18 protein-coding genes and 5 pseudogenes are annotated in these 23,088 nt (G+C 50.6%); 15 read left to right on the top strand and 8 right to left on the bottom strand.

Going from position 1 to position 23,088, the window contains the following annotated elements; genetic code table 11:
- The first annotated feature begins 52 nt into the window (after positions 1 to 52).
- The 3 genes from sodC (at position 53) to slyA (ending at position 2,197) form a co-directional block, all read left to right on the top strand.
- Positions 53 to 571, top strand: coding sequence for a superoxide dismutase [Cu-Zn] SodC (gene sodC / locus O3W44_RS04850; RefSeq protein WP_269292195.1), 519 nt, complete (start codon positions 53 to 55; stop codon positions 569 to 571).
- A gap of 131 nt (positions 572 to 702) precedes the next feature.
- Positions 703 to 1,170 (top strand): hypothetical protein, encoded by a 468-nt coding sequence (locus O3W44_RS04845; protein WP_269292194.1) that lies wholly within the window; start codon positions 703 to 705, stop codon positions 1,168 to 1,170.
- Positions 1,171 to 1,759: 589 nt separating this feature from the next.
- Positions 1,760 to 2,197: a transcriptional regulator SlyA gene (gene slyA / locus O3W44_RS04840; protein ID WP_269292193.1), complete on the top strand. Its 438-nt coding sequence runs from the start codon at positions 1,760 to 1,762 to the stop codon at positions 2,195 to 2,197.
- Between the two features lie 40 nt (positions 2,198 to 2,237).
- Here the strand turns inward: slyA and slyB are convergent, their stop codons facing one another.
- Entirely contained in the window at positions 2,238 to 2,705 is a 468-nt protein-coding gene (gene slyB, locus O3W44_RS04835; RefSeq protein WP_269292192.1) for an outer membrane lipoprotein SlyB, read from the bottom strand.
- Positions 2,706 to 2,987: 282 nt separating this feature from the next.
- On the opposite strand from slyB, the gene anmK reads away from it, so the two are divergent.
- The 6 genes from anmK to O3W44_RS04805 all read left to right on the top strand — a co-directional run bounded on the left by anmK (position 2,988) and on the right by O3W44_RS04805 (position 10,239).
- Positions 2,988 to 4,109: an anhydro-N-acetylmuramic acid kinase gene (gene anmK, locus O3W44_RS04830; protein WP_269292191.1), complete on the top strand. Its 1,122-nt coding sequence runs from the start codon at positions 2,988 to 2,990 to the stop codon at positions 4,107 to 4,109.
- Positions 4,110 to 4,253: 144 nt separating this feature from the next.
- On the top strand, positions 4,254 to 5,459 hold the full coding sequence (locus tag O3W44_RS04825; protein WP_269294360.1) for an FAD-dependent oxidoreductase: 1,206 nt from the start codon (positions 4,254 to 4,256) through the stop codon (positions 5,457 to 5,459).
- Positions 5,460 to 5,743: 284 nt separating this feature from the next.
- Positions 5,744 to 6,094 (top strand): DUF2382 domain-containing protein, encoded by a 351-nt coding sequence (locus tag O3W44_RS04820; protein WP_269292190.1) that lies wholly within the window; start codon positions 5,744 to 5,746, stop codon positions 6,092 to 6,094.
- A gap of 26 nt (positions 6,095 to 6,120) precedes the next feature.
- Positions 6,121 to 7,278 carry a YsnF/AvaK domain-containing protein gene (locus O3W44_RS04815; RefSeq protein ID WP_269292189.1) on the top strand — a complete coding sequence of 386 codons (1,158 nt, stop codon included), beginning with the start codon at positions 6,121 to 6,123 and terminating at the stop codon, positions 7,276 to 7,278.
- Positions 7,279 to 7,605: 327 nt separating this feature from the next.
- On the top strand, positions 7,606 to 7,824 hold the full coding sequence (locus tag O3W44_RS04810; RefSeq protein ID WP_269292188.1) for a hypothetical protein: 219 nt from the start codon (positions 7,606 to 7,608) through the stop codon (positions 7,822 to 7,824).
- Between the two features lie 1,437 nt (positions 7,825 to 9,261).
- Positions 9,262 to 10,239 (top strand): SDR family oxidoreductase, encoded by a 978-nt coding sequence (locus O3W44_RS04805; protein WP_269292187.1) that lies wholly within the window; start codon positions 9,262 to 9,264, stop codon positions 10,237 to 10,239.
- 79 nt (positions 10,240 to 10,318) lie between these two features.
- Here the strand turns inward: O3W44_RS04805 and O3W44_RS04800 are convergent, their stop codons facing one another.
- Positions 10,319 to 10,894 carry an HAD-IA family hydrolase gene (locus O3W44_RS04800; RefSeq protein ID WP_269292186.1) on the bottom strand — a complete coding sequence of 192 codons (576 nt, stop codon included), beginning with the start codon at positions 10,892 to 10,894 and terminating at the stop codon, positions 10,319 to 10,321.
- A gap of 609 nt (positions 10,895 to 11,503) precedes the next feature.
- Here O3W44_RS04800 and O3W44_RS04795 point away from each other — a divergent pair.
- The 4 genes and pseudogenes from O3W44_RS04795 (at position 11,504) to O3W44_RS04780 (ending at position 14,922) form a co-directional block, all read left to right on the top strand.
- A pseudogene (locus O3W44_RS04795) lies at positions 11,504 to 11,682 on the top strand (general stress protein).
- 547 nt (positions 11,683 to 12,229) lie between these two features.
- Complete coding sequence (locus O3W44_RS04790; protein WP_269292185.1) at positions 12,230 to 12,367, top strand: hypothetical protein; 138 nt, start codon at positions 12,230 to 12,232, stop codon at positions 12,365 to 12,367.
- A gap of 131 nt (positions 12,368 to 12,498) precedes the next feature.
- Positions 12,499 to 12,654, top strand: a complete 156-nt coding sequence (locus tag O3W44_RS04785) for a hypothetical protein (RefSeq protein WP_269292184.1) — start codon at positions 12,499 to 12,501, stop codon at positions 12,652 to 12,654.
- A gap of 502 nt (positions 12,655 to 13,156) precedes the next feature.
- Positions 13,157 to 14,922, top strand: a pseudogene (locus tag O3W44_RS04780) (sensor domain-containing phosphodiesterase).
- 75 nt (positions 14,923 to 14,997) lie between these two features.
- Here the strand turns inward: O3W44_RS04780 and O3W44_RS04775 are convergent.
- The 6 genes and pseudogenes from O3W44_RS04775 to O3W44_RS24920 form a co-directional block, all read right to left on the bottom strand.
- The gene (locus O3W44_RS04775) at positions 14,998 to 15,201 is read right to left on the bottom strand and encodes a hypothetical protein (RefSeq protein ID WP_269292183.1); all 204 of its coding nucleotides are present in this window, start codon (positions 15,199 to 15,201) and stop codon (positions 14,998 to 15,000) included.
- A 157-nt stretch (positions 15,202 to 15,358) separates the two neighbouring features.
- The gene (glgX, locus tag O3W44_RS04770) at positions 15,359 to 17,434 is read right to left on the bottom strand and encodes a glycogen debranching protein GlgX (protein ID WP_269292182.1); all 2,076 of its coding nucleotides are present in this window, start codon (positions 17,432 to 17,434) and stop codon (positions 15,359 to 15,361) included.
- Between the two features lie 72 nt (positions 17,435 to 17,506).
- Positions 17,507 to 20,019: pseudogene (gene treY, locus O3W44_RS04765) on the bottom strand (malto-oligosyltrehalose synthase).
- A pseudogene (locus tag O3W44_RS24930) lies at positions 20,019 to 20,515 on the bottom strand (DUF3459 domain-containing protein). The pseudogenes treY and O3W44_RS24930 overlap by 1 nt, the downstream one beginning before the upstream one ends.
- A gap of 164 nt (positions 20,516 to 20,679) precedes the next feature.
- Positions 20,680 to 20,985: a hypothetical protein gene (locus O3W44_RS24925; RefSeq protein WP_442954605.1), complete on the bottom strand. Its 306-nt coding sequence runs from the start codon at positions 20,983 to 20,985 to the stop codon at positions 20,680 to 20,682.
- Between the two features lie 68 nt (positions 20,986 to 21,053).
- Positions 21,054 to 21,803: an alpha-amylase family glycosyl hydrolase gene (locus tag O3W44_RS24920; protein WP_442954604.1), complete on the bottom strand. Its 750-nt coding sequence runs from the start codon at positions 21,801 to 21,803 to the stop codon at positions 21,054 to 21,056.
- A 266-nt stretch (positions 21,804 to 22,069) separates the two neighbouring features.
- On the opposite strand from O3W44_RS24920, the gene O3W44_RS04755 reads away from it, so the two are divergent.
- Both O3W44_RS04755 and pdxH read left to right on the top strand, forming a co-directional pair.
- Positions 22,070 to 22,396: an MliC family protein gene (locus O3W44_RS04755; protein ID WP_269292181.1), complete on the top strand. Its 327-nt coding sequence runs from the start codon at positions 22,070 to 22,072 to the stop codon at positions 22,394 to 22,396.
- A 5-nt stretch (positions 22,397 to 22,401) separates the two neighbouring features.
- Positions 22,402 to 23,055: pseudogene (gene pdxH, locus O3W44_RS24915) on the top strand (pyridoxamine 5'-phosphate oxidase).
- The last annotated feature ends 33 nt before the right edge of the window (positions 23,056 to 23,088 follow it).

Raw genomic sequence — 23,088 nt, 5'->3', positions numbered from 1 at the left:
AACGCAACACAGGCCAGGCTTATCAGGAACCCTGGAACCTAAAGGAGCAACAATGAAAACCAAAGTAATCGCTTTGCTGGCAATGTTGAGCTGTGGTGCGGCGCAGGCTGCTTCAGAACAGGTGACATTGCATCAGGTTACAGCAGAGGGCGTGGGTAAATCACTGGGTACGGTGACGGTTGAGGAAACGAAGTATGGCTTGCAATTTACGCCCAAACTCGAAGGTTTGACGCCGGGCATTCACGGTTTCCACGTTCATGCCAAAGGCAGTTGTGAACCTGGCCCCTCTGAAGGAAAAGTGGTTCCAGCCGGTGCGGCGGGTGGGCATCTGGACCCAGGCGGCAGCGGTAAACATCTTGGTCCGTATGCTGAAGGCCACTTAGGCGATCTGCCCGCCCTGTATGTAGATGACAAAGGCATGTCCAGCTATCCGGTGTTAGCGCCGCGTATCAAATCCCTGAGTGAGATCAAGGGCAAAGCGTTGATGGTTCACGTGGGTGGGGATAATCATGCCGATCATCCTCAGCCGTTAGGCGGTGGCGGTGCGCGCTATGCCTGCGGCGTAATCTGACTTTTCGGGCGGCAGCCCTCTGCCGCCTGCTTTCTTCGGTGTTGTTTACTCTTCAGCTATATCATCCCGTTCATTTCCCACCTATGATATTGATTCAGGTAAGAAAGCTTGAAAGGTGAAGGAGCGGGGAAATGAAAAAGTCGGGCGTGTTACTACTGGGATTGCTGCTGGTAGGATGCGAACAACCTAACGACACGCAACTGGTGACGGAAACCGGGCGGCAACTTCAGCGCACCATTGATGCCAGTCCGATGCGTAACACCTGCGAAAACATTGCCAAAGGGCGAGAATGGTTAAGCCGTCATACGATAAGCAAGCTGGAAGCACAAGGCTGTCAGTATGTATTGCGCAGCGCCACTGAAACCAATTTTACCGACACCGCCATTTATCACCACACAACAGCCATGGTTTGTGGCGGTATTACGGGCAAAAGTTTTACCGGCACGGATATCAGTCGGCGTTTTATCTTTTCACCCGATGAAAAAGCACTGGTGATTGAGCCTATGGCTGAGGTCGATAAAACGCGCTTTGAAGGGCATAAAACCTTACAGCAATTGCAGGCCGATTTTAATCGCCAGCAGCAGCAATATTGCCAGTAATTCATCAGGGATCGCTTGTCTGAGCGAGATCAAAACGCAGCGCGAGGGCCAGCGTATTAACATCACTGTTTTCTCTGACAGCCACTGATCGCTAGCAGAATTAAACTCAGTCAGAGCCGCCTCAGGCCAATCCAGCTTTACGCCACAACGGCCGGTAATTCGCTGGAGAGTTGGCACGCTGCTGTCCCGCAATACAGCAAAGGGAATTATCCGTGACCGGTAAGCCCTGGTAGGGCCGTAATGCAGGACGCAAACAGTAAAAGATTAAATAAGGTGGGATGCGGCATTACCGACACAGGCCCAGTCGTGGATCATGGTGTGGATGAGCCGCCAAAAAAGAAGCCAGACAGAACGGCCTTAAAAACCGCTGAAAAAAACAGGGAAGCATCGGAAAGGAGATCGGTAAGCGGTTCGGCATGCGAAAAAATAGCTGTCGCCACGCACATCATCCTTGCTAACTCCGGCGTCTGTCTCAAAAAGGGGAGATGAGTAACGATGGCTTGCCTGAGATTTGTAATTTGTCCTGTAAACTCGCAGAATAGAGTAAAATCAGGCTTGATAGCTAGCAAGCTAATTATAAGGAGATGAAATGGATACGCCCCTCGGAACGGACTTGTCTCGCCTGGTGCGCATCTGGCGCGCCTTGATCGATCAGCGTTTGAAACCGCTTGAATTGACTCAGACGCATTGGGTTACGTTACACAACATTCATCAGTTGCCACCCGAGCAGTCGCAAATTCAGTTAGCGAAAGCCATCGGCATTGAGCAGCCTTCGCTGGTAAGAACGCTTGATCAGCTAGAAGAGAAAGGTTTAATTACGCGCTCAACCTGCGCTAACGATCGTCGGGCTAAGCGTATCAAGCTGACCCATCAGGCTGAGCCGATTATCGAACAGGTCGAAAATGTCATTGATGCGACGCGCGATGACATCCTTTCCGGTATCAGCCGCGATGAAATTGCGCAAATGGTTACGCTGATAGCCCGGCTCGAAAAAAATATTCTGGAATTACAGAACCGCGAGAAATAAAAAAACCGACGCCTTTGCGTCGGTTTTGTCTGTTCGTTTCTTAACGTGGCGAAACAGTAATCTGGCTGCCATTGGAGGCCATGACTACGCGCTGACCCACCGAGTAGCGGCTGGCTGCTTGTTTCTGCACCACCATGATGGTATTGCCATCGTCCTTACGAATTTCCAGCTCAACGCCATCAGTTTTGTTGACGGCACCTTGTACGCCCTGACCCGCGACACCACCTAAAACGGCACCGCCTGCCGTGGCCAGACTGCGACCGCTACCGCCGCCGATAGTGTTACCCAAAAAGCCGCCGAGTACCGCACCACCAATAGCACCAATCACGTTACTTTCATCGCCGCCCTGAATTTTGACCGGGCGAACAGAAACCAGGGTGCCATAAGAAACGCTCTGTACTTGTTTGGCTTCGCTTGCGCTGTAGGTATCACCTGACAACGTATCTGTGTTGCTACATCCTGCCAGCATCACACCGGTCAAAGCGACCACAATTACACGCTTAATCATTTGAAAACTCCTTTATTCGAAAATGCGCCACGTTTATCGCGATATCCTGCAAACAGTATAAGACACAAACCCGACCTTTTAATGATTATCCGGGTAAAACGCGACTGGGCGGATCATAGACCCTGCAGTATCAACAATAATTCAATTAAAAAGGAAAAAATTGATATACGTTATCGGATGCGCCATCACGGAAGAAACAAGTATTTAATCATAGAATTAGGCTGCTGAATTTGGCAGGCTAATTTGAAAAATCACTCTTCCTGCGGGAAGTAAGGAACGGCAATGAAATCAGGACGCTATATAGGCGTGATGTCCGGTACCAGTTTGGATGGTGTAGACGTGGTACTCGCAGCGATAGATGAAAATATGGTGGCGCAACAGGCAAGCTATTGCCATCCGATGCCGTCAGATCTACGGCAGGCCGTTTTAGCCATGTGTCAGGGACAAAGCTTAACGCTATCGCAACTGGGGCAGCTGGATACGCGCCTGGGGCGGCTTTTCGCTGAAGCGGTGTTGACGTTAATGAAGCGCGAATCTCTCGAAGCCAGCGATATCGTCGCCATTGGTTGTCATGGACAAACCGTTTGGCATGAGCCCCTGGGCGACGCGGCTAACACGTTACAGATTGGCGATAATAATCAGATCGTGGCCGCAACAGGCGTGACGGTGGTCGGTGATTTCCGGCGACGTGATATGGCACTGGGAGGCCAGGGCGCTCCGCTGGTGCCTGCGTTTCACCAGGCGTTACTGATGGATGCGGTTGAGCGCCGCATGGTGTTGAATATTGGCGGCATTGCCAATCTTTCACTGCTGCTGCCAGGCCAACCGGTACGTGGATACGATACCGGACCAGGCAACATGCTGCTCGATGCCTGGATTTGGCGCAATCAAGGCAAACCTTACGATAGCGATGCGCAGTGGGCGCGCAGCGGTACACTAATCCCGGCCATGTTAGAGAACATGTTAAGCGATGCCTGGTTTGCGCTACCGCCGCCAAAAAGCACCGGCCGCGAATACTTCAATGCCGCCTGGCTGGAACAGCATTTGCGTCATTTCCCCGGCGTGGCTGCTCAGGATGTGCAGGCAACGCTCAATGAACTGACCGCCGTCACCATTGCTCAGCAGGTGCAGCTCAATGATGGCTGCGATCGTTTATTAGTCTGTGGGGGCGGCAGTCATAATCCGCTGCTAATGGCGCGTCTGGCGGCCCATTTACCGGGAACCGAAGTAACGACGACAGATGTGGCTGGGATCAGCGGTGATGATATGGAAGCACTGGCTTTTGCCTGGTTGGCTTTCCGTACCCTGTCAGGCCTGCCAGGGAATTTGCCCGCTGTCACTGGCGCGCGTGAAAAAAGCGTTTTAGGTGCCATCTACCCGGCAAATCTTCTCTATCCTCACTAATCAATCTAAACCCGTGGCGTGCTATATGCTGGTGCCACGGGCTCGCCCGTGACCTTATGCTGTTTTACCCGCTGGCATTTGCTGCTAACGCATAATTGATAATTATTATCATATACTGACTTCAGACAACATGGAGAGTGAGTGATGAAGCCCTTTACCACTGAAATCGTATCTGCAGATTGCTGTATTGTCGGCGCTGGCCCGGCAGGCCTGATGCTGGGGTATCTGTTTGCCCGGGCAGGCCTGCGTGTGGTGGTAATAGAAAAACATCCTGATTTCCTGCGCGATTTCCGTGGCGACACCATTCATCCTTCTACTCTGGAAATTATGCGCCATCTCGGTTTGCTTGAGGAGTTTTTGCAATTGCCGCATCAGCGCGCTGAAAAACTTCAGACAGAAGTGGGTGGAGAGCAGATTACAATGGCGGATTTTTCGCGCTTGCCAGTGCAATGCCGCTTTATCGCGTTTATGCCACAGTGGGATTTTTTGACTTTTCTGGCGGCTAAAAGTGCGCAGTTTGCTGGTTTTACACTGATGACCTCGACGCACTTCGATGATTTTATTTATGACAATAATACCCTCTGCGGACTGACTGCATTGAATGGCAACCGCCTGATAAAAATTCGTGCGCGGCTGGTCGTCGGCGCAGATGGCCGTCAGTCTGCTGTGCGCGCAAAAGCAGGGCTGACCTGCCAGGTTTTTGGCGCATCACGCGATGTCATCTGGTTCAAATTAAGCAAACAAGCCGGCGATCCGGAGTGGGGAATGGGGCATAAAGGGCCACGGCACAATTTCATTATCATTGATCGTGGCGATTACTGGCAGTGTGGTTTCAGCATTGCAAAAGGTGAATTTGAAGCGTGGCAGAGCAAAGGGCTTGCGGCACTCAGGCAGAATATAGCAGCCGTCGCGCCCTTTAATGAGGCGCGCATGGCAGAGTTGACTGCCTGGGATCAGCTGAAGCTGCTCTCTGTTCGCATTGATCGCCTCGATAAATGGATGAAGGCCGGCGTGCTTTGCATTGGTGACGCTGCGCATGCAATGTCGCCAATAGGTGGCGTAGGCGTCAATCTGGCCATTCAGGATGCGGTCGCGACCGCCAATTACCTCACGACACCACTTTTGCAGGGGGAAGTGCGGATGAGCGATCTGGAAAAAGTACAAAAACGGCGACAGTTTCCCACCGTCGCAACGCAGTTTTTGCAGATAAAAATGAGCAGCAATAAAGGGCAATCGAAACGCCCAGGCAAGATGCCAGCGATCGTCCGACGCCTGCCTTTTCTGCGTTTTATCTTTGGTCGACTTATCGGGTTGGGTTTCAGAACAGAAAAGCCGCAACGCTTTATCTGACGTTGCGTTGCTTACTCCCGCTGACCGCCTGCTGCATTATTCTCCATCCTCTTTCTGCTACGCCTAAGCCTTTGTATAACTTCCTGAACATCGCACACGGATTAAATTGTCTGATCTGCGATGCTTTCTGTTTTTTGTGCCAGGATTAATAGACGCATCAGAACTTATTGCTTGTTATTTTGTTAACGAAAACATTTTCTAATAATGAATGGCACAGGTAAAAGGAAAATGAAAAGCCAACCCCCAAGAATTCCTCGCGTGATGATGACGATGTTGTTCTTCCTTTGGCTAAAGAAAACGTCTCGGTAACACGAGAGGAAGTCGTTGACAGCCGCATCAAAGTCACTCGTTCAACATCTGAACATGAACAAACGGTGAATGCGCTGCTCAAACACGAAAAAGTCGATATTACCCGCATCCCTAAAGGTGAGCGTGTCGACGTGATGCCCGATATTCGTGAAGAGGATGGGGTGCTAATTGTACCGGTTGTTGAAGAGGAAATTGAAATTGTTCGCAAGCTGGTGCTGAAGGAGGAGCTGCATATTCGTAAGACCCGGCAAGAGATCCCATTTGAAGAGGTTGTGACGCTACGCAAGCAACAAATAAGTGTGAGCAAAGACGATAACGATACCTAATCTGACCTATCACTGAGGAAAAAATCATGGCTCATGAAAAAATCGTAACGATGTTCAATAACATAACTCATGCTGAAGGTGCCAAAAGAAGCCTGATTAAGGCTGGCTTTTCTGAAAATGACATCGATATTATTTCGGGCGAACGGCTCCAGTCAGAAGGGCATGAGGCGCGACATCCGGGTCTTTGGCAGCGTCTGTTTGGCGACACTGTTGATGAAGAGCAGGCGGGCGTGTACGAAGATGCCATGAACTCAGGCGGCGTTGTGCTTTCGCTCCGGGCCGAAGAGGAGCAACTTCCTCGCGCCCTGAGTATTATTGATGCCCATGATTCAGGCGATATCTCTCAATATGGTGCATCGCGCTTACAAAGCGGACAGGCGGGCTACGCCGATGATGCAGGCCTGCGAGACAGTCAGGGTGATTATGCCGCGACTGGTGTAAAAGAGAATCAGGATGAGTATACCGCTGCGGGTTTGAAAGGCAGCCAGGATGAATATACCTCGGCGGGCCTGGAAGGGCGTCAGAATGAATATTCTTCAGCAGGAGAGGTTAACGATCCGTTGCTTGATATCAAAGAAACCACAAACACTGCTCCCGTAAGAACCTCTTTAACCGGGGATGAGACAGAAGAGGAAGTGTTGCGTCTGGCAGAGGAAAGGCTGGAAGTCGGTAAACGACTGGTCAGTGAAGGCTCAACTCGCGTAAGACGCTACACCGTTACCGAACCGATTACTCAGGAAATCTCACTGCATGAGCAGCATGCCGATATCTTCCGTCGTCCGGTCACGCAACAGGCTGCACCGGGCGAGGTGGACTGGTCCGAAAAAACGGTCGAAGTGGCTGAAACTCATGAGCAGCCGGTGATCAACAAAACTACCCATGTGACAGAAGAAGTGGTGGTGCGCAAAGATGAAAGCGATCGTGTTGAGACAGTCAATGATTCAGTGCGTCGTCAGGAAGTCGATATTGATCATGCAAGTTCAGAACGTGTCGGTGAAGCAGACACCTTAGCCTCTGATGCCACCATCCCAGGCGCAACGCCTGCCAGCGCAACCGGCGCAGATGCCACCACTTCAGACATGCCTGATTATCTTAAACAAGATAAGAAAGAAAGCCTGACAGATAAAGTCAGCGACGAAGCATCATCGCTTAAAAATAAAGCCGAAGATAAATTTAAACCGTAAACAGCTTATCGATAAACTCTTTGATTTTTTTCATGGTTTATCTTTTAACTACATCAAGACCCGCAGAATTATGCGGGTCTTTTTATTTCGTCAGCAAGAAATAAAAGGGGTTATTAAAGCAAATATTCAAAATCAGGATGTGTGGAAATTCAGTCAACAAACTTGTCGAACGATCGCCAGCCCACAACTTTGAACTTTCTTTCCGCTTACGCTTGCAGAACGCCTCTGTTTGCTTACCTTATAAGATTCAGGGATTTCCATTTCCGTAACTGGAATGGTAATAAGATGAGAGTTCTGGACTGTTAATATCCTGTTTAAGGAGATCTGATGAGTGCCAAAAATAAATCTGAACGATCCTCTGATAACGACCGTGGCGTGGAAAATGATCCTGACAAGCAAGAAGATAGTCAGGAAAGTGAGCAGGAAAAAAGAGAGGAAGAAATTTGGGCGTTATTTCGTGAGATGGAAGAGGAGTCGGACCCTGAAAAGCAGATGATTATACGTGAGCGCATCTGGGAACTGGCGAAGCACGGGAGTAATCGTTGAAAGAACAGTTGGTTAAGTCAGTGAGCAAGGTAGTCCCCGGACTTTGTATAGCAGCCTAATTATTTTTTATCTCAATATTTGTGCCTGAATATTTTAAATGTTTAGCATGTTAAACAGATGCTTTGATTATAATGCAATAAGGATTTTGGATAAAAATCAGTGCGTTTCACAATTTACATATCTTTATCGCGGGCGCAGCGTAATATCAGTAAATAAAAGAAACGCTATAAAAAACATGGTAATGAAAATAGAAAAAAAGGCGTGTTAATCTGAAATTATCATGGTGTTTGCATCCGTGGAAATAAGCTGGCGTATACTGGAATTATTCCTTCCTTCAGAACGATTGCAGCAGCGAAATGTCGCTCTGTACTGGCTGTAGCTGTGTTGCTTTTATGCCGGACAGGCGGTAGTTATCAAAAATAAACCATTTATTTCTGTAAAACCAACCAGGATCAAATTTTATTGTCAGAAAAGCGTAAGGATAATTAAAAATCAATGCCCGGGGTGTATCTTGCTTCAAAGAGGATTGCAGTCATGCAGATGTTTACGCAAGCCTGTCTTTCTGTTCAGAGCAGGCGCAGCCCGGTAACTTATTGGTGAGATTAAAATGAGCCATCTCTGTACCAGATGTTTTGCTCCTTTATCAATTGAAGAAAAATTTTATTTTTACTGTAACTGCGAAGCGTGTGAACTCGACACGATGATCGTGATAGAACAATCGAAATTAATTATTAAATCTCCCTTATTTTTTTACAGAATGGCCCTGTTTTATTTGCGACGGCTGTGGTTTAAATTAAAAGCAAAGTAAAACAGGAAAATTGATAGTAATACAGGGACAAAAATTTACCTGAAACGGTGTATTACGCAAAGCCTGTCAGACAACGTTTATCAGGAACACTTTATCAACGTTATAACTGTCTACCTGTTATACCCTCTGTTCTGCAGATACGCCTCTTTACTGTATGACCTGCGCTGGAAGCTCTGCGATAAGTCTCTGAGAAGCAGCCTGAAGTGTGAACATGCGTATGTACAGTGCAGCAATTTGCAGGCCCGCGCAGCGACTCTGCCTGTTTTTTATACATTTGGGTTAAAATCCCGGCGGGGTAGCGATTTACCGAGAATATAAGTTGCATATAATTTACAGGTTTTATATAAAAATGGTTGACAGATTTTGTGTCAGCCGAAATCCACATTTTGGCTAACAGCCTGCTGTCACTGCGAAACAGCCATCGGACAGGGTGGCTGTTTCGCGCCGCGTTTATGCCGTTCTGTCTCACTAAAGCGAAAGGGCATTTTGTCTGTGAGCCGGTAAAATTCTCTTTTCCGCTATGCCTGATCTCCCGCCAGCGTCTATACAGTCATAACTTCCTTTATTTTATGCGTTCATCTACAGACAGGATCAAACCAGCCCGTTGTATATCGGGCTCAGGAGGCTGTATGAGTGTGGTTGTCATTACGGGCGGGACAGCGGGTGTAGGCAAAGCAACAGCAGAGCGATTTGCTCAGGCCGGATTTGATGTTGCAGTGATTGCACGCAGCGAGGCGGGGTTAACCGACACAGTAACGTTGCTGGAGAGTTATGGCGTACAGGCAAGCGGCATCAGTGCCGACGTTGCTGATGCCAGCCAAATGAAACATGCGGCAAACCGCATCGAATCGACGTTTGGCAGCGTAGATATCTGGATCAACTGTACCATGTGTACCGTGCTGGCACCCTTCGAAGAATGCAGTGATGAAGAGTTTCGTCGCGTCACAGACGTCACCTATCTGGGTTACGTCCATGGCACGCGTGAGGCGCTTCGGCTGATGCGCCCACGCGATAAAGGCACCATTATTCAGGTTGGTTCAGCACTGGCTTATCGCTCAATTCCTTTACAGTCGGCCTACTGCGCCGCCAAAGCAGCCATTCGAGGTTTTACCGATGCAGTGCGCTGCGAGCTTCTTCATCGCCGCAGTGCTATCCAGCTGACGATGGTTCAGCTACCGGGCGTGAATACACCACAGTTTGACTGGGCACGAAACAAACTCTGGCGATCTGTCAGGCCCATGGCACCGGTTTATCAGCCAGAAGCCGTGGCGCAGGCAATTTTTGATGCTGCCCACCGCCATACGCGCGAGGTTTGGGTAGGAAAAACCAGTATTCAAACCATTCTTGGCAATATGTTGTTTCCCGCATTCCTCGACAGGCAGTTAGCGAAAAAAGCCTGGCAGGGGCAGCAGGAGGGAGAGCCTCTGACACGTCCGGCACCAGGTAATATCACTGAACCGGTGGAGGGGCTTCATCAGGCAAGAGGTCGCTTCAGCGCAGAAGCGAAAAGCAGGGCGGTTTCAATAGATTCCGTGTTGCCTGGAAGAGTAACACTGGCAGTGGCGGGCCTTGCACTGATTGCACTATATAAGCGTTGTAAACGTTAACACAACGGCCCTGGCGATGCCTGCTTCAGACATCGCCGCACTCAGTCAGGCGGTACACCAGAAGGTGAAAGCGTAAGGCTTACGGGTAAGCGGCAATAACAGCCCGGCTAAAGTCAGTCATATCAAAGCAGTCAAAATCGGGCTGCAATCCCACCGTAAGCGGCGCGTTGTGCGGTCGGCGGATAAGGGCCGCATCCCAGTCAGCCGCTTTTGCGCCAATGACATCCCAGGTATGACAGGCCACCAGACAAAACCGGTTATCACTCCCTGCTTCACGCTCAACGTACCGGTAGGTTTCAATTGCAGGTTTAAAAGCTTTCGCACCCTCATCCACACTGAATGTTCGATCAAACAAAGAGGCGAGTCCGGCATGCTCTAACTGTGCGTTCTGTACCTCCATACTGTTATTGGTCAGAGTACAGAGACTAAAACCCGCAGCTTTGAGCTCTTCCAGCGCCTGTCTGACATCCTGATGCGCGGGTAAGGTTTGCATAAGCGCACTGAAGGCTTCTTTATCCGCTTTTGTGAGCGACACGCTTGCCAGCGCCGCCTGCATTTCCAGCACTGACTGACCTAACTGGCCAAAAGGCATGTACTGACCCGTCAGCGAAAAAGATTGTGAATAAAGAATCGTCTGGGCAAACCAGCTGCGCATCGCGCTTGCTGTGCCCCATTTCTCCGTAAAAAAGGTGCCAGAAAGTCGATATCCAGCAAAGTTTCATTTACATCAAATACCAGGACAGGTTTGTTACTCATGCTCACCTCACTTTTTCAATGAAATACCACCCGAAGTAATGAGAGTAGACAAAGATTGCGCTTTTCTGGCACCTGCTGTGCCAGATAACCAGACGCAGAGGCCAGTGAGTTCAGGGTTGCTCATTGACTGACCGATGAAGCGTGACCGTTAATAAAGCGTGAAAACCTGTCGGACGAAAGCAAGGGCGCGATAACCGCAGCAAAAAGTGTTTCGGGTGATGCTTCATTAATTTTCTGAATGTAACAGTTTGCGAGGGGAGTGGCGCAGGGTTTCCTGCTATGCCCGGCGCTAAACAGGTAATATATCAATAAAAAAAATCTTACCGTTTTGCTTATAAATGTACAGGGCATGTATCGCTGTACATATTTATCGCTTTTTGGCCGGAAATATATTTGCAGTAAGTTAAGTCTCTTCTAGAATGAATCTTGCAACACGAAATAACGTCCGGCGTAATTAGCATTATGCTGGTTGCCATTAAGTTAATGACAATAGGTTCAGGAGGATATTATGGCCGAACATCGTGGTGGTTCAGGTAATTTTGCAGAAAACCCAGAAAAAGCATCTGAGGCGGGTAAAAAAGGCGGTCAGAACAGCGGCGGTAATTTTGCCAACGATCGTGAGAAAGCATCAGAAGCAGGCAAAAAGGTGGCCAACACAGCCATGGTGGTGGACGCAAGCCTGAGTAACAGGGGATTTTGATGTATTTCCCCACGGCCCCGACATTTATATGCCGGGGTCGATGTTTTTATCTCTTTTTGCTGTAAGAAAATACTGAAAAATCAAAAGGTAACGCTTGTTCCGTGCGATTCGTTTATTTGATTTTTGCTTATTATCCCGCCGATTTACTTTTGGTTAAAAATACACTTTAGAACGCAGGATTTTTCAAACAATTTTACCAGAGAGTTAAATTTAATTTTCTCTAAAAAAGAGAGGTCAATAAAGGGAGTATATTTCTCTGTGGCTTGTCTTTTTTAATTTTAATGGATTCATTGCCGCTGTTGTGTGAATTAAATATTTCTGTAGTCGGACAACGAAAATGTGACGTCGGTGTCAGGGTTATCAGGTTTCGCTTCGATTATCAAAGAAAGAACATTATTTTTGGTTTGTGCAAGGGATTTCCCCGTTTTGTTACCGCTTTTACGCTTAACTCACATCTTGTACTCAATTTTCGTTATTTTTTTCCTCAAAACGCTAAAATTAAATATACCCATATTGTGTAGAAAGGAGATTAATATGTCAGAAAGACCCGATGATACAGAGCCAGTTTCAGATGATGGAGAAGTCCCCGGTAGCGTAGAAGATGTACCTGGCGATGATGGCGAGATGCCAGAAGATGCTGAATTTCCGGAGGATGAAGATCCGAAACATTAAGTTAAAGCAGGTTTTGAGCGATACAGAGATTAATTAAGGCACATCATCTGGCAGGGTTGGGTGATGTGCCTCATTCACGCCACACAGGTTCTATACTGAGTGTTCACATTTACTCACAACAGGAGCACGAAATGTCAGAACGTCCAGTAAAAGGTGATATTCCTGATGAAACCCCTATTCCTGAAGAGATCAGGAAACAGGTTGATAAAGGGCCCTCAGAAGGGGCATCAGGCGATAAAGACGATGTTGGCAGCGCGCCTGAGTCAGGTGATAAGTCGCCTGACTAAACCTGATGTGTAACCGCCTGCGGGCGGTTTTTTATTGAAACCTCACAGCCGCTATGTCTTTACAGCACACCGTAGCTCTTTTCAGCCAGTGCGGTGATGCCGCTTTTATTTCTCCTTAAAACTCCGCAACAAAAGCACTTCCGGTGCCCTGAAAAGGCAAAAGGGGCCGACACACCGCATTCAGAGAAGTCAGCAAAGGGCAGATCGCCTTATTAAGAGTCAGGAAAGGCCAGAAATGGCAGATCAGGGATTGTAACCTGTAAAAAATGCATGCATTAAAAACCGTTCAGGCAGGTTTTCTTCTCTGCTTCGCATTTTGTGGAAAATCCTTATTCAAGATGCAAACATAGAGGACAGGAAAAAAATTACTTAACATAGTATAAAGTTCCTTAGTGTAACTAACAAAAATTAAGTGCCGCTTTCCTTTTATATTTACGCGCTAAAAAGTTTATCGTCATCTGAATTTTATCTACATTTTTCGCCCGGATGCGGGGAGGCCTCAGTGCAAAATGATCAAATTGGCAATCGCGAAAGTCGTCTTAACGCCGTGAAAGCACTTATGTCACCCGATGAAAGCAGGGATGAGGTGCTGGAGACGTTTGTTCATCTGGCCGGTGATTTACTGGGTATTTCAGGCAGCTTTATTTCAATCATTGATGATAATAATCAGTACATTAAAGCCGCACGAAATTTCGCCCTTAAACAGTCAACCCGACAAGATTCCCTGTGTCGCCATGTTATTGATGGTGAGGGAGAGCTTGTTATTACCGATACGCTTCTTGATTCGCGCTTTTCGGCACATCCTTTTGTTCAGGGGAGCCGCATATCCGGTTTTATGCGGGGGTCGCACTGGCAAATCATGAAGGTTCAGTTGTCGGCACCCTGTGCGTCACTGACGTGCAGCCCCATGACTTCAACCCGCTTAAGCTCTCAATACTGAAATCTCTGGCGAATCTGGTCACCTCTTTTCTGGATGCCTGGAGTCATGCTGGCTTTGCCGACATGATTACGCATTTACCGAATCGTCAACGTCTTATCAGAGACATCCAGCAGTTAACCTTAACCAATCCCGGGCAAAGCTTCAGGCTGATAGTAATCGACTGCATTGATATTCCGCGCGCCTATGAATTAGCGCGCACCGTTGGCACTGCGCCTGTTGAAAAACTGCTCAGGCAAATGGCTGCGCTGATCTCGCATCGCCTGGACCTGAATGCTGATGAAAAATTATACGCTTTCGCGCCGGGTCGTTTTGCCGTCCTTCAGGAGGTTAAGGGCAGATTTACCGCAGCCAGTGTCGTTGATGTTCTCAAAGAGATGAATGCTGATTTAGGGGAGAACATCTCCATTGATCTGGAAGTATTTACCGGCGAAACGGTGTTCATTCCAGGCGACATGCCGATAAATGAAATATTGCGCCAGGCAGCGAGCGCCCTGCATGAAGCGATTGGTGAGAATGTCAGTGCCATGTCCTTCCATGAGTCTTATGACACGCGCCGTACTGAAGACTTCCTGATGATGAACGATCTGGCCACCGCCCTGAAAAAAGATGAGGGCCTTTATCTGGCTTATCAGCCCAAGGTTTGCTTAAAGAGCGGCAGGACGGTGGGTCTGGAAGCCCTGATCCGCTGGAATCATCCTGACAGAGGTGAGTTATTCCCCTCCGCTTTTATTCCTTTAGCCAAAAAAACCAACCTTTTATCCGATCTCACTGAATGGGTTATTACGCGGGTCATTGCACAGTTAAAGGCGTGGCGTAAAGAGTACGCATTGATACCTGTCTCGATTAATGTGAGTGAGAAAGATTTTTCTAAACTCAGCTTCGCCAGCGCGCTGGCCGCAAAAATGCGCGAAGCTGAACTGCCTGCCTCGCTTTTAGGTATTGAATGTCTGGAGAATGAGCTGATCACAGAAAGTGATGTTGCTATCAAAGGGCTTGAATCCCTCAAATCGTATGGATTTATTCTTTCCCTGGATGATTTTGGCACCGGTTACAGCAATATCAGCTATTTGCAAGATATTCCGCTGGATGTGATAAAAATTGATATGTCATTGATTACGCCGCTGGCCAGCGATGCTTCATCAAGAATTATCGCTAAAAGTATCATTCATATGTTGAAAGAGCTGAATTACACGGTATTAGCCGAAGGGGTGGAAACGGAAGCAACGCTGGTCTTACTGAAAGAGTATGGTTGCGATCAAATTCAGGGCTATTTCTTTGCGAAGCCGCTGCCCGCCAGCGAGATCGAACACTGGCTGTTTCAACACTAAGCCTGACAGTGACTGGCGCTGGCTAATGCCAGCGCCATGTTTCAGGTACCTCAGCTAAAAAGAGACTCAGACGGATTAAAAGAGGGCGTCTTCATCCGCTTTTGCGGCTGTTTTTTCATCGGCTAACGCCTTGATCGGATCGGGTGCGCTCAGCCATCTGTCGAATTTTTGGTAGGTTTCAACAAAGGATTTAAAATAACCGCTGGCCCCGGAAATGTGTTCTTTACGGTTCATGAATGCCATTGTCAGTTCAAAGGCGTCTTGATTATCAAATTTCATCAGCGTGTTCTCCTCTGCATATTGGTGCTTTTAGCCTGGCCTGGGAAAGCCGCCTTTGCACATATGTTATGACGTAGCTTAACCCTTATTAAGAAATACTCGCTGGTTAAAAGCCGCGCTATGACGGCGCGGCAGGTGTTATAACCCGTTGTAATCTTTATGGCCGTCTGAACAGGGCAATGCTTCGGCCTTCGAGTTCAAAATCCTTTTCTCGCGTGATCACCAGGCCGTGTTTAGCGGAATCCGATGTGGTGAGTTCGAGCACCCAGCCGCCTTCGCCAAACTGGGGGATACGGAACGGCACGTTGCCTTCGAACGGGTTGAACAACATCAGCACGTCATGCCAGATACCCTCTACCGGCTGGAGATCGGCGCGGCCAATATAAACGCCAAGCGTTAAGCCTTCGTCCCAGTGCTCTGACTGTTGAAAGCCTCCGCCTGCATTGAACCACTTGATATCCATCCCATCGCGCCAGTTTTCACGGCGTAGTAGCGGCTGTTGCTCGCGAAGTTTAATGATATGTTGTGTGAAAGCCCGCAGCGTCTCGCCCGTTTCCGGTATCCCGTCCCATTGAATCCATGAGATCTCGCTGTCCTGACAGTAACCATTATTGTTACCCATCTGACTGCGGCCGAACTCATCACCCGCCAGCAGCATTGGCGTACCGTGAGAAAAGAGCAGCGTGGCGAGGAAATTGCGCTTCTGACGTTCGCGCTCCGCATTGATACCTTCGTCTTCAGTCGGACCTTCGGCACCGTAGTTGTAGGAACGGTTGTCGTTATGGCCGTCATTATTATCTTCGCCGTTGGCTTCATTGTGCTTCTCGTTGTACGAAACCAAATCATTGAGCGTGAAGCCGTCATGGGCAGTGATGAAGTTGACGCTGGCCCAGGGACGGCGACCACGCTGATCGTAGAGATCGCCGGAACCGAGCAGCCGGGCGGCAAAATCGGTTGAGACATTATCGCCTTTCCAGTATTCACGCACCGTGTCGCGATATTTGTCGTTCCACTCAGCCCAGCCTGGCGGGAAGCCACCGACCTGATAGCCACCGGGGCCAATGTCCCAGGGTTCGCCAATCAGTTTCAGTCTGGAGAGCACCGGATCCTGCATCATGGCGTCAAAAAAACCGCCGCGCTGGTCGAAACCTTGCGGTTCGCGACCCAGAATGGTACCGAGATCGAAGCGGAAACCGTCAATATGCATCGATTCTGCCCAGTAACGGAGGGAATCCATCACCATCTGGAGCACACGCGGGTGTGACGTGTTTACGGTGTTCCCGGTGCCGGTATCATTAATGTAATAGCGGTGTTGATCGGGCATAGTGCGATAGTAAGAAAAGTTGTCGATGCCCTTGAATGACAGCGTGGGGCCGAGTTCATTGCCTTCTGCGGTGTGATTGTAAACCACGTCAAGGATCACCTCGATACCGGCATCATGAAAAGATCGCACCATGTCGCGGAAACCCTGAATGCCCTTTGGTCCGTAATAACGGGAGGCCGGGGCAAAAAAGCCGAGGGTATTGTAACCCCAGAAATTTTTCAGCCCTTTATCGAGCAGATGCTGATCGTCCGGGAACCAGTGAACCGGCAACAGCTCCACTGAGGTGATGCCAAGGCTTTTGATGTAATCAACCGAGGCCTTATGGCCCATACCTTCAAACGTGCCGCGTAGCTCAGGCGGTAAGGCCGAATTGAGCTGCGTAAACCCTTTCACATGGGTTTCATAGAGCACCGTATTCGGCCACGCAACCGTGGGACGATTATTATCCTGCCAGTCGAATGCGTTGGGATCGATAACCCGACACTTCGGCATAAAGGGCGCGCTGTCGCGCGTGTCGAAGGTGAGATCTTTATCCTCATGCAGCAGATCGTAGGCAAAATGCGCCTCACTCCACTCAACATCACCAGAGAGCTCGCGAGCATAGGGATCGATCAGCAATTTGTTGGGATTAAAGCGGTGACCATTTTCAGGATCGTAAGGGCCGTGAACGCGAAAACCGTAAAGTGCGCCGGGTTGCAGTCCCGGCACGTAACCATGCCAGACTTCATGGGTATATTCCGGTAGTTCCAGTCTTGCGATTTCATTTTTGCCGCTCGGATCGTAGAGACAAAGCTCGACGCGCTCCGCGTGTGCAGAAAAGATCGCAAAGTTAACACCCTCACCATCAAAACTGGCACCCAGAAGATGACTGTTTCCTGCTGTGATTTCAAAAGGCTTACCGTTTGACATTGATCCCTCTCCATCGAAATTACTTATTATTCAGTAAATACAGCGATTTATGACGTTTGCATTTCAACAGAATCATTCACTTAACAGTATTACAGGCGAACAGGTGCTGACCGCTTCCAGCGTAATGCGATCGGTTACAACATGCTCTTCTCCAGTGAGAATATTACGGTAGCGACGGTTGGCGAGCCGTTCAGGCATAATCATGCTGCCCGCTGGCTGAGCCAGATGGCCCGATATTGCGCCGAACATGAGGCGAGGGGTGATGACGATGAGGGCATCATCGTTTTCTGCCCGCGCAAAGGCTATAACGTGGCTGGTGTGCGGGTCCGTGGCCGTAAGCGGCAGATAATCACCCCGACGAAACAGCGACGGCTTCTGTTGGCGTACAGAGAGCACTCTGGCAATAACCTGTTGCTTCAGGCGTCCACTCAGCCAGCGCGCGTCCTCAGTAAAATCGGGCTGTTCATCGCCATCCAGTTGCTGTTCGAGCGTAGCAAAATCAGGCTCGCGTCGGTTATCAGGATCGACCAGGCTGAAATCCAGCGCCTCGCAACCCTGATAAATATCGGGCACGCCCGGTGCAGTCAATTTGATGATGGTCTGAGTCAGGCTGTTGACCAGACCCGCCCGGATAAAAGGTTGCAGCGCATCGGAAAAGTCCAGCAGAAAGCGTGCATTATCGGGGAGAGCAGGTGGCTGGCGTAATCAAGCACCGCTTTTTCATAAGCTCCGTTGCTGTCGCCCCAGTTAGTGCGCAGCTTCGCTTCGCGCAGCGATTTCTCTACATAACCGAGGAAGCGGGTTTTTAGCGCCTTCAGGCCCGCCTGATCTTGTGGGTGCAGTGTCGCGGGCCAGACACCAGCCAGCGCCTGAAAGAGCATCCATTCGACAACCGGCTCTGGCGCAGCGCCATCATCAAGCACAACGACGTGAGAATGATTCATCTGACGCCAGCGAGCGACACAACCGGCCCAGATTTCCGGCGCTTCGGTCAGCGTATAGAGCCGGGCGCGGGCATCCTCGCCGCGTTTAGTGTCATGGGTTGAGGTGCCGGAAAGGGCATCTGGCTGGCGTTCGAGTCGGGTTTGCATCTCCGCGTGGAAGCGGTCAGGCGAAAAGGCGCGAGGCAGCGGCTCAGCACCCACTTCGTTCAGGGCCAGCGCCATATGCTGGCGGAAAAACAGCGTATCTTCTACCGATTTCGCCATCAGCGGGCCGGTCAGTTGCTGAAAGCGGATACGGAAAGTTGTGGCCTGCTCAGCAGCGGCTGAAGAGACGTGCCCGGCGAGGATCCGGCGCAGGAAAGCAAGTGCCTCTGGATCGGGAGCGGTTTCACTGGCGGTGACTTTTTCCACCACCTGTTCCAGCATTTCAGCGCCAGCGGCAGGTAATCCTTCTGCCGTGCCGTAGGTGCGATAAACCGGGAAGGCGATCAGCAGTTCACGCAGCGCCGACTGTACGGTTGTTTCATCCAGCGTCACGTTATCCGTCCCGGCGATCTCCATGGCGAGCCTCATCAGGGTGGTAAACTCGCCCTCAAAATTTTTGGTCGCCATGAGCATTTTGGCCGCACGCAGTTCAGCGTCCATTTCCACTGGCTGGCCCACGATTTCATCGTAGGCGTTACGCAGCGCAGCGATGTTATCGCCATCTATCAGAGCGTCGGAGAGCGATGCAATAAATTCGTAACCGGTAGTGCCGGAGATCGGCCAGTCAGCAGGAATAAGCTCGCCTTCGCCAAGAATTTTTTCCACCGTGATATAGCAATCTGGCCCGGCTTGCTGGCGCAGCAGTTCAAGATAGGCTTTGGGATCGGCAAGTCCGTCGACATGGTCTACCCTCAAGCCGTCAACCGCGCCGGCGTGGACCAGTTCAAGGATCAAGCGATGGCATGCGTCGAAAACGGGTTTGTCCTCTACCCGAACCCCAACCAGACCGGTAATTTCAAAGAAGCGTCGGTAGGAGAGATCGCGCCGGGCATCGCGCCATGACATCAGCCGCCAGGGCTGGCGCTCATGCAGTTGGGCGATCTCATGCTTGTCGGTGAGGTGCAGTATTTCATGCTCACGACCCTGCCAGCTGGCAGGCGTAAGCGGATAGAAACTTTCGTAATAGGCGAAAGCGGGCTTGCCGGTTTTCGGGTCTGGCTTCACCGTAATTTCGCCATTTTCCAGCACGGCTTCGAAGGTATCGCCAAGGAAAGGCAGCGTCAAACGGCGTGACCAGTTAATGTCGAAGTACCGGGCGTAGCGGCTGTTCTCACCGTTTTCAATGACGTCGCGCCACCAGGCATTTTCCAGCGAGGCAGCCATATGGTTCGGCACGATGTCAAGAATCAAACCGAGGCCAGCGTCCTTAAGCGCCTTCACCATGCGATCAAAGCCTGCACGGCCGCCAATCGACGGCTCGATTTCGTTGGCATCCGTTACGTCATAGCCGTGTGTCGAACCCGAGGTCGCGGTAAAGATCGGCGAGGCATAAAGATGACTGATGCCGAGCCGCTTGAGATAGGGAACAAGGCCAGCGGCGCGATCAAAGGTCATGCCGTTGCGAAACTGTATACGATAGGTTGCGGTCGGGATCATCATTGGGTTTCTCCCGGGGCAAGGCGCACAATAACTGAATGCTGCGGCAAATCACGGATCCCCTGCGGCCAGCTAAAAATCGTCTCACCCGGCTGGTCAGGCAGCGGCTGCGTTGTGGCATCAATATTCAGCGCGATCGAAAGCGTGCCCTGGGGAACGTCCAGCTGACGGCGAAGAAGCCCTGCGCTGTTTTGACCACTGTGCCGCTATTACCGGCTGCGGAGGCGAGCAGGGGCACGATATGTTGTTTGCGTAGCGCCAGTAACGTTTTGGTTAGCGTCAGCCACGCTTTACCCTCGTCACTCTCCAGCTTTTTCCAGTCCAGTTTCGATAGCTCAAAGGTACTCTCTGCATTGGGATCGGGCACGCTTTCACCCTCATGACCAGCATGACCCGCAAACTCTTTGGCGCGTCCTTCGCGTACCGCTTTGGCCAGATCGCCATGGAAATCGGTGAAAAACAGGAAAGGGTTTGTCTCGCCATACTCTTCACCCATAAAGAGCAGCGGAATATGTGGCGAAAAGAGCAGCGCGGCGAGCAGAACTTTAGTGCGATCGGCGCCCGCCAGTTCAATCAGTCTTTCACCCTGGGCGCGGTTGCCGACCTGATCGTGGTTCTGGATAAAATCAACAAAAGCAACCGGTGGCTGATGGCGGCTGTTCACGCCGCGCTTTTCCCCGTTTGTGAAGAGATCTCGCCCTGATAGGCGAAACCCTCTGTCAAAATACGGGCAATAAGCTTTTCCGGTTGCTGAGCAAAATCGTTGTAGTAGGCGTGGGTCTCGCCGGTGGCGAACACATGGACGGCATTGTGAAAGTCATCGTTCCATTCGCCGGTGAACAGCGGTACAGCGCCATCCTCTTCTCGCGGGTGCAGGAAAATGACGTTGCGGCTATCTTCAGTTGTCAGATGGACAGGGCGATCGGTGATTTCCGCACGAATGCGCTCGGCAATTTCAGTCAGCACGTGTTTATCAGAAATATCTTCGATCTGATCAATGGCATCGAAGCGAAGGCCGTCCAGGTTAAATTCTTTCAGCCAGTAGAGTGGTGCCTCAACGATATAACGGCGGGCCGCGTCGACATCATAAGCGATACCCGCGCCCCAGGGGTCATGCGCTCTTTATGGAAGAAATCGGGTGCCAGCAGCGGCAGATAATTGCCTTCGGGGCCGAAGTGGTTCAACACGATATCCAGCACCACCGAGAGGCCGTGATCGTGTGCGGCATCAACAAAGGCTTTGAATTCATCTGGCGTCCCGTAAGCAGAATGCGGTGCGTAGAGCAGCACGCCATCGTAACCCCAGCCTCGGTTGCCGCCAAATTGTGAAAGAGGCATCACTTCAATCATCGTAATGCCGAGTTCAGCCAGCCAGGGCAATTTTTCGATGGCGGCCTGAAACGTGCCTTCCGGCGTAAACGTGCCGATGTGCAACTCGTAAACCACGGTCTCTTCCCACGGGCGACCTCGCCAGGCTGAGTTCTGCCAGGTGTAGCGGCCAGGATCAACCACCAGGGAGGGGCCGTTAACATCCGCCTTCTGAGCGCGAGAGGCGGGGTCCGGGACAACCGTGCCGTCGGCAAGAATAAAGTTATACTCTGCACCGGGTAAGACATTATCGACCTGCAACCCGAACCAGCCGTCGCCGCTCTGGCGCATCGCGGTCTCTTTACCGGCAAGCCGGAGTACCACCTGATCCTGACCCGTGGCCCAGAGACGAAAGCGGACGGTTCCCGCCGCAACATATTCCGCACCCCAACTTTTAACAAATGATTTTGACGCCATTCATTTACCTCATGTGAACCAGAAATGAACAATAGATAGCATCACGCGGTGTGGGTGCCGGTGATGTGAGCTTCAATAGCGTAAACCTGTAGGTGTGCTCAGATGCTGGCAATCTTCGGGGTAGTCTGTCTACCCGCCGGGTCTGGGCTTGAAACGGTATCTGCGTCTCGCGCCCAGGCAGCATATGTAGAACAATCATAGACGACGGTAGAGGAATTGATGGGGCCTTCTTATAATGCTCACACTATTGACAGAGGAGAATCGCAATGTTGAAAGGATTAACTGTTGCCGCCGCCGTGCTGTTGTCGGGCTGTAGCCTGATGCATAAACCGGCTGAAGAGCCGCAAACCCTGCACTATCGCTGCGGAACGCTGCCGCTCACCGTGACGCTGGACAATGCCCGCCAGCAGGTCAGCTTTATTATGGATGGCAAACCGCTCACCTTAAAACAGACCCTGTCCGCCTCCGGTACGCGCTACAGCGATGGTAACTATGTCTTCTGGTCAAAAGGCGACGGCGCGTTTATTGAACGCAACGATAAAATCGTCGTCAACGATTGTGAGCTGCAATCCGCTAACGCATCCCGAGAGTGATAGCCATGAGCGATAACATTACCTTACAGACCATTGCCCACCTGCGCCGTGAATATACGCGCGGCGGTTTACGCCGCAAGGATTTGCCTGACGACCCGCTGGTGCTGTTTGAAAGCTGGTTAAAGCAGGCCTGTGAAGCGCAGCTGCCCGATCCGACCGCCATGACGGTAGCAACAGTGGATGAGCAGGGGCAACCTTACCAACGCATTGTGCTGCTGAAGCATTTCGATGCCCAGGGATGGTGTTTTATACCAACCTCGGCAGCCGTAAGGCTTTGCAGCTTGCCAGCAATCCCCGCATTGCACTGCATTTTCCGTGGCACTTTCTTGAGCGTCAGGTGATGTTTTTGGGCGAAGTGGAAAAGTTGTCGCCGCTGGAGGTGCTGAAGTATTTCCACAGTCGTCCGCGTGACAGCCAGATAGGTGCCTGGGTATCACAGCAGTCGAGCCGCATTTCTGCACGCGGCGTCCTGGAAAGTAAGTTCCTTGAGCTGAAGCAAAAGTTCCAGCAGGGCGAGGTTCCGCTGCCCAGTTTTTGGGGGATACCGGGTGAAATTCAACACCGTTGAGTTTTGGCAAGGCGGTGAACATCGCCTGCACGATCGCTTCATCTATCAACGTGATAGCGATGGCTGGAAAATCGACCGACTCGCGCCGTAAAACTGCACGTTTGCGCGTTTTCAACGCTGGCAC

The organism is Pantoea sp. LMR881 (assembly GCF_027157825.1).
Lineage (GTDB): Bacteria > Pseudomonadota > Gammaproteobacteria > Enterobacterales > Enterobacteriaceae > Pantoea > Pantoea haifensis.
The sequence above is the reverse complement of the archived record's forward strand: the minus strand, read 5'-3'. Positions and strand labels throughout refer to the sequence as shown.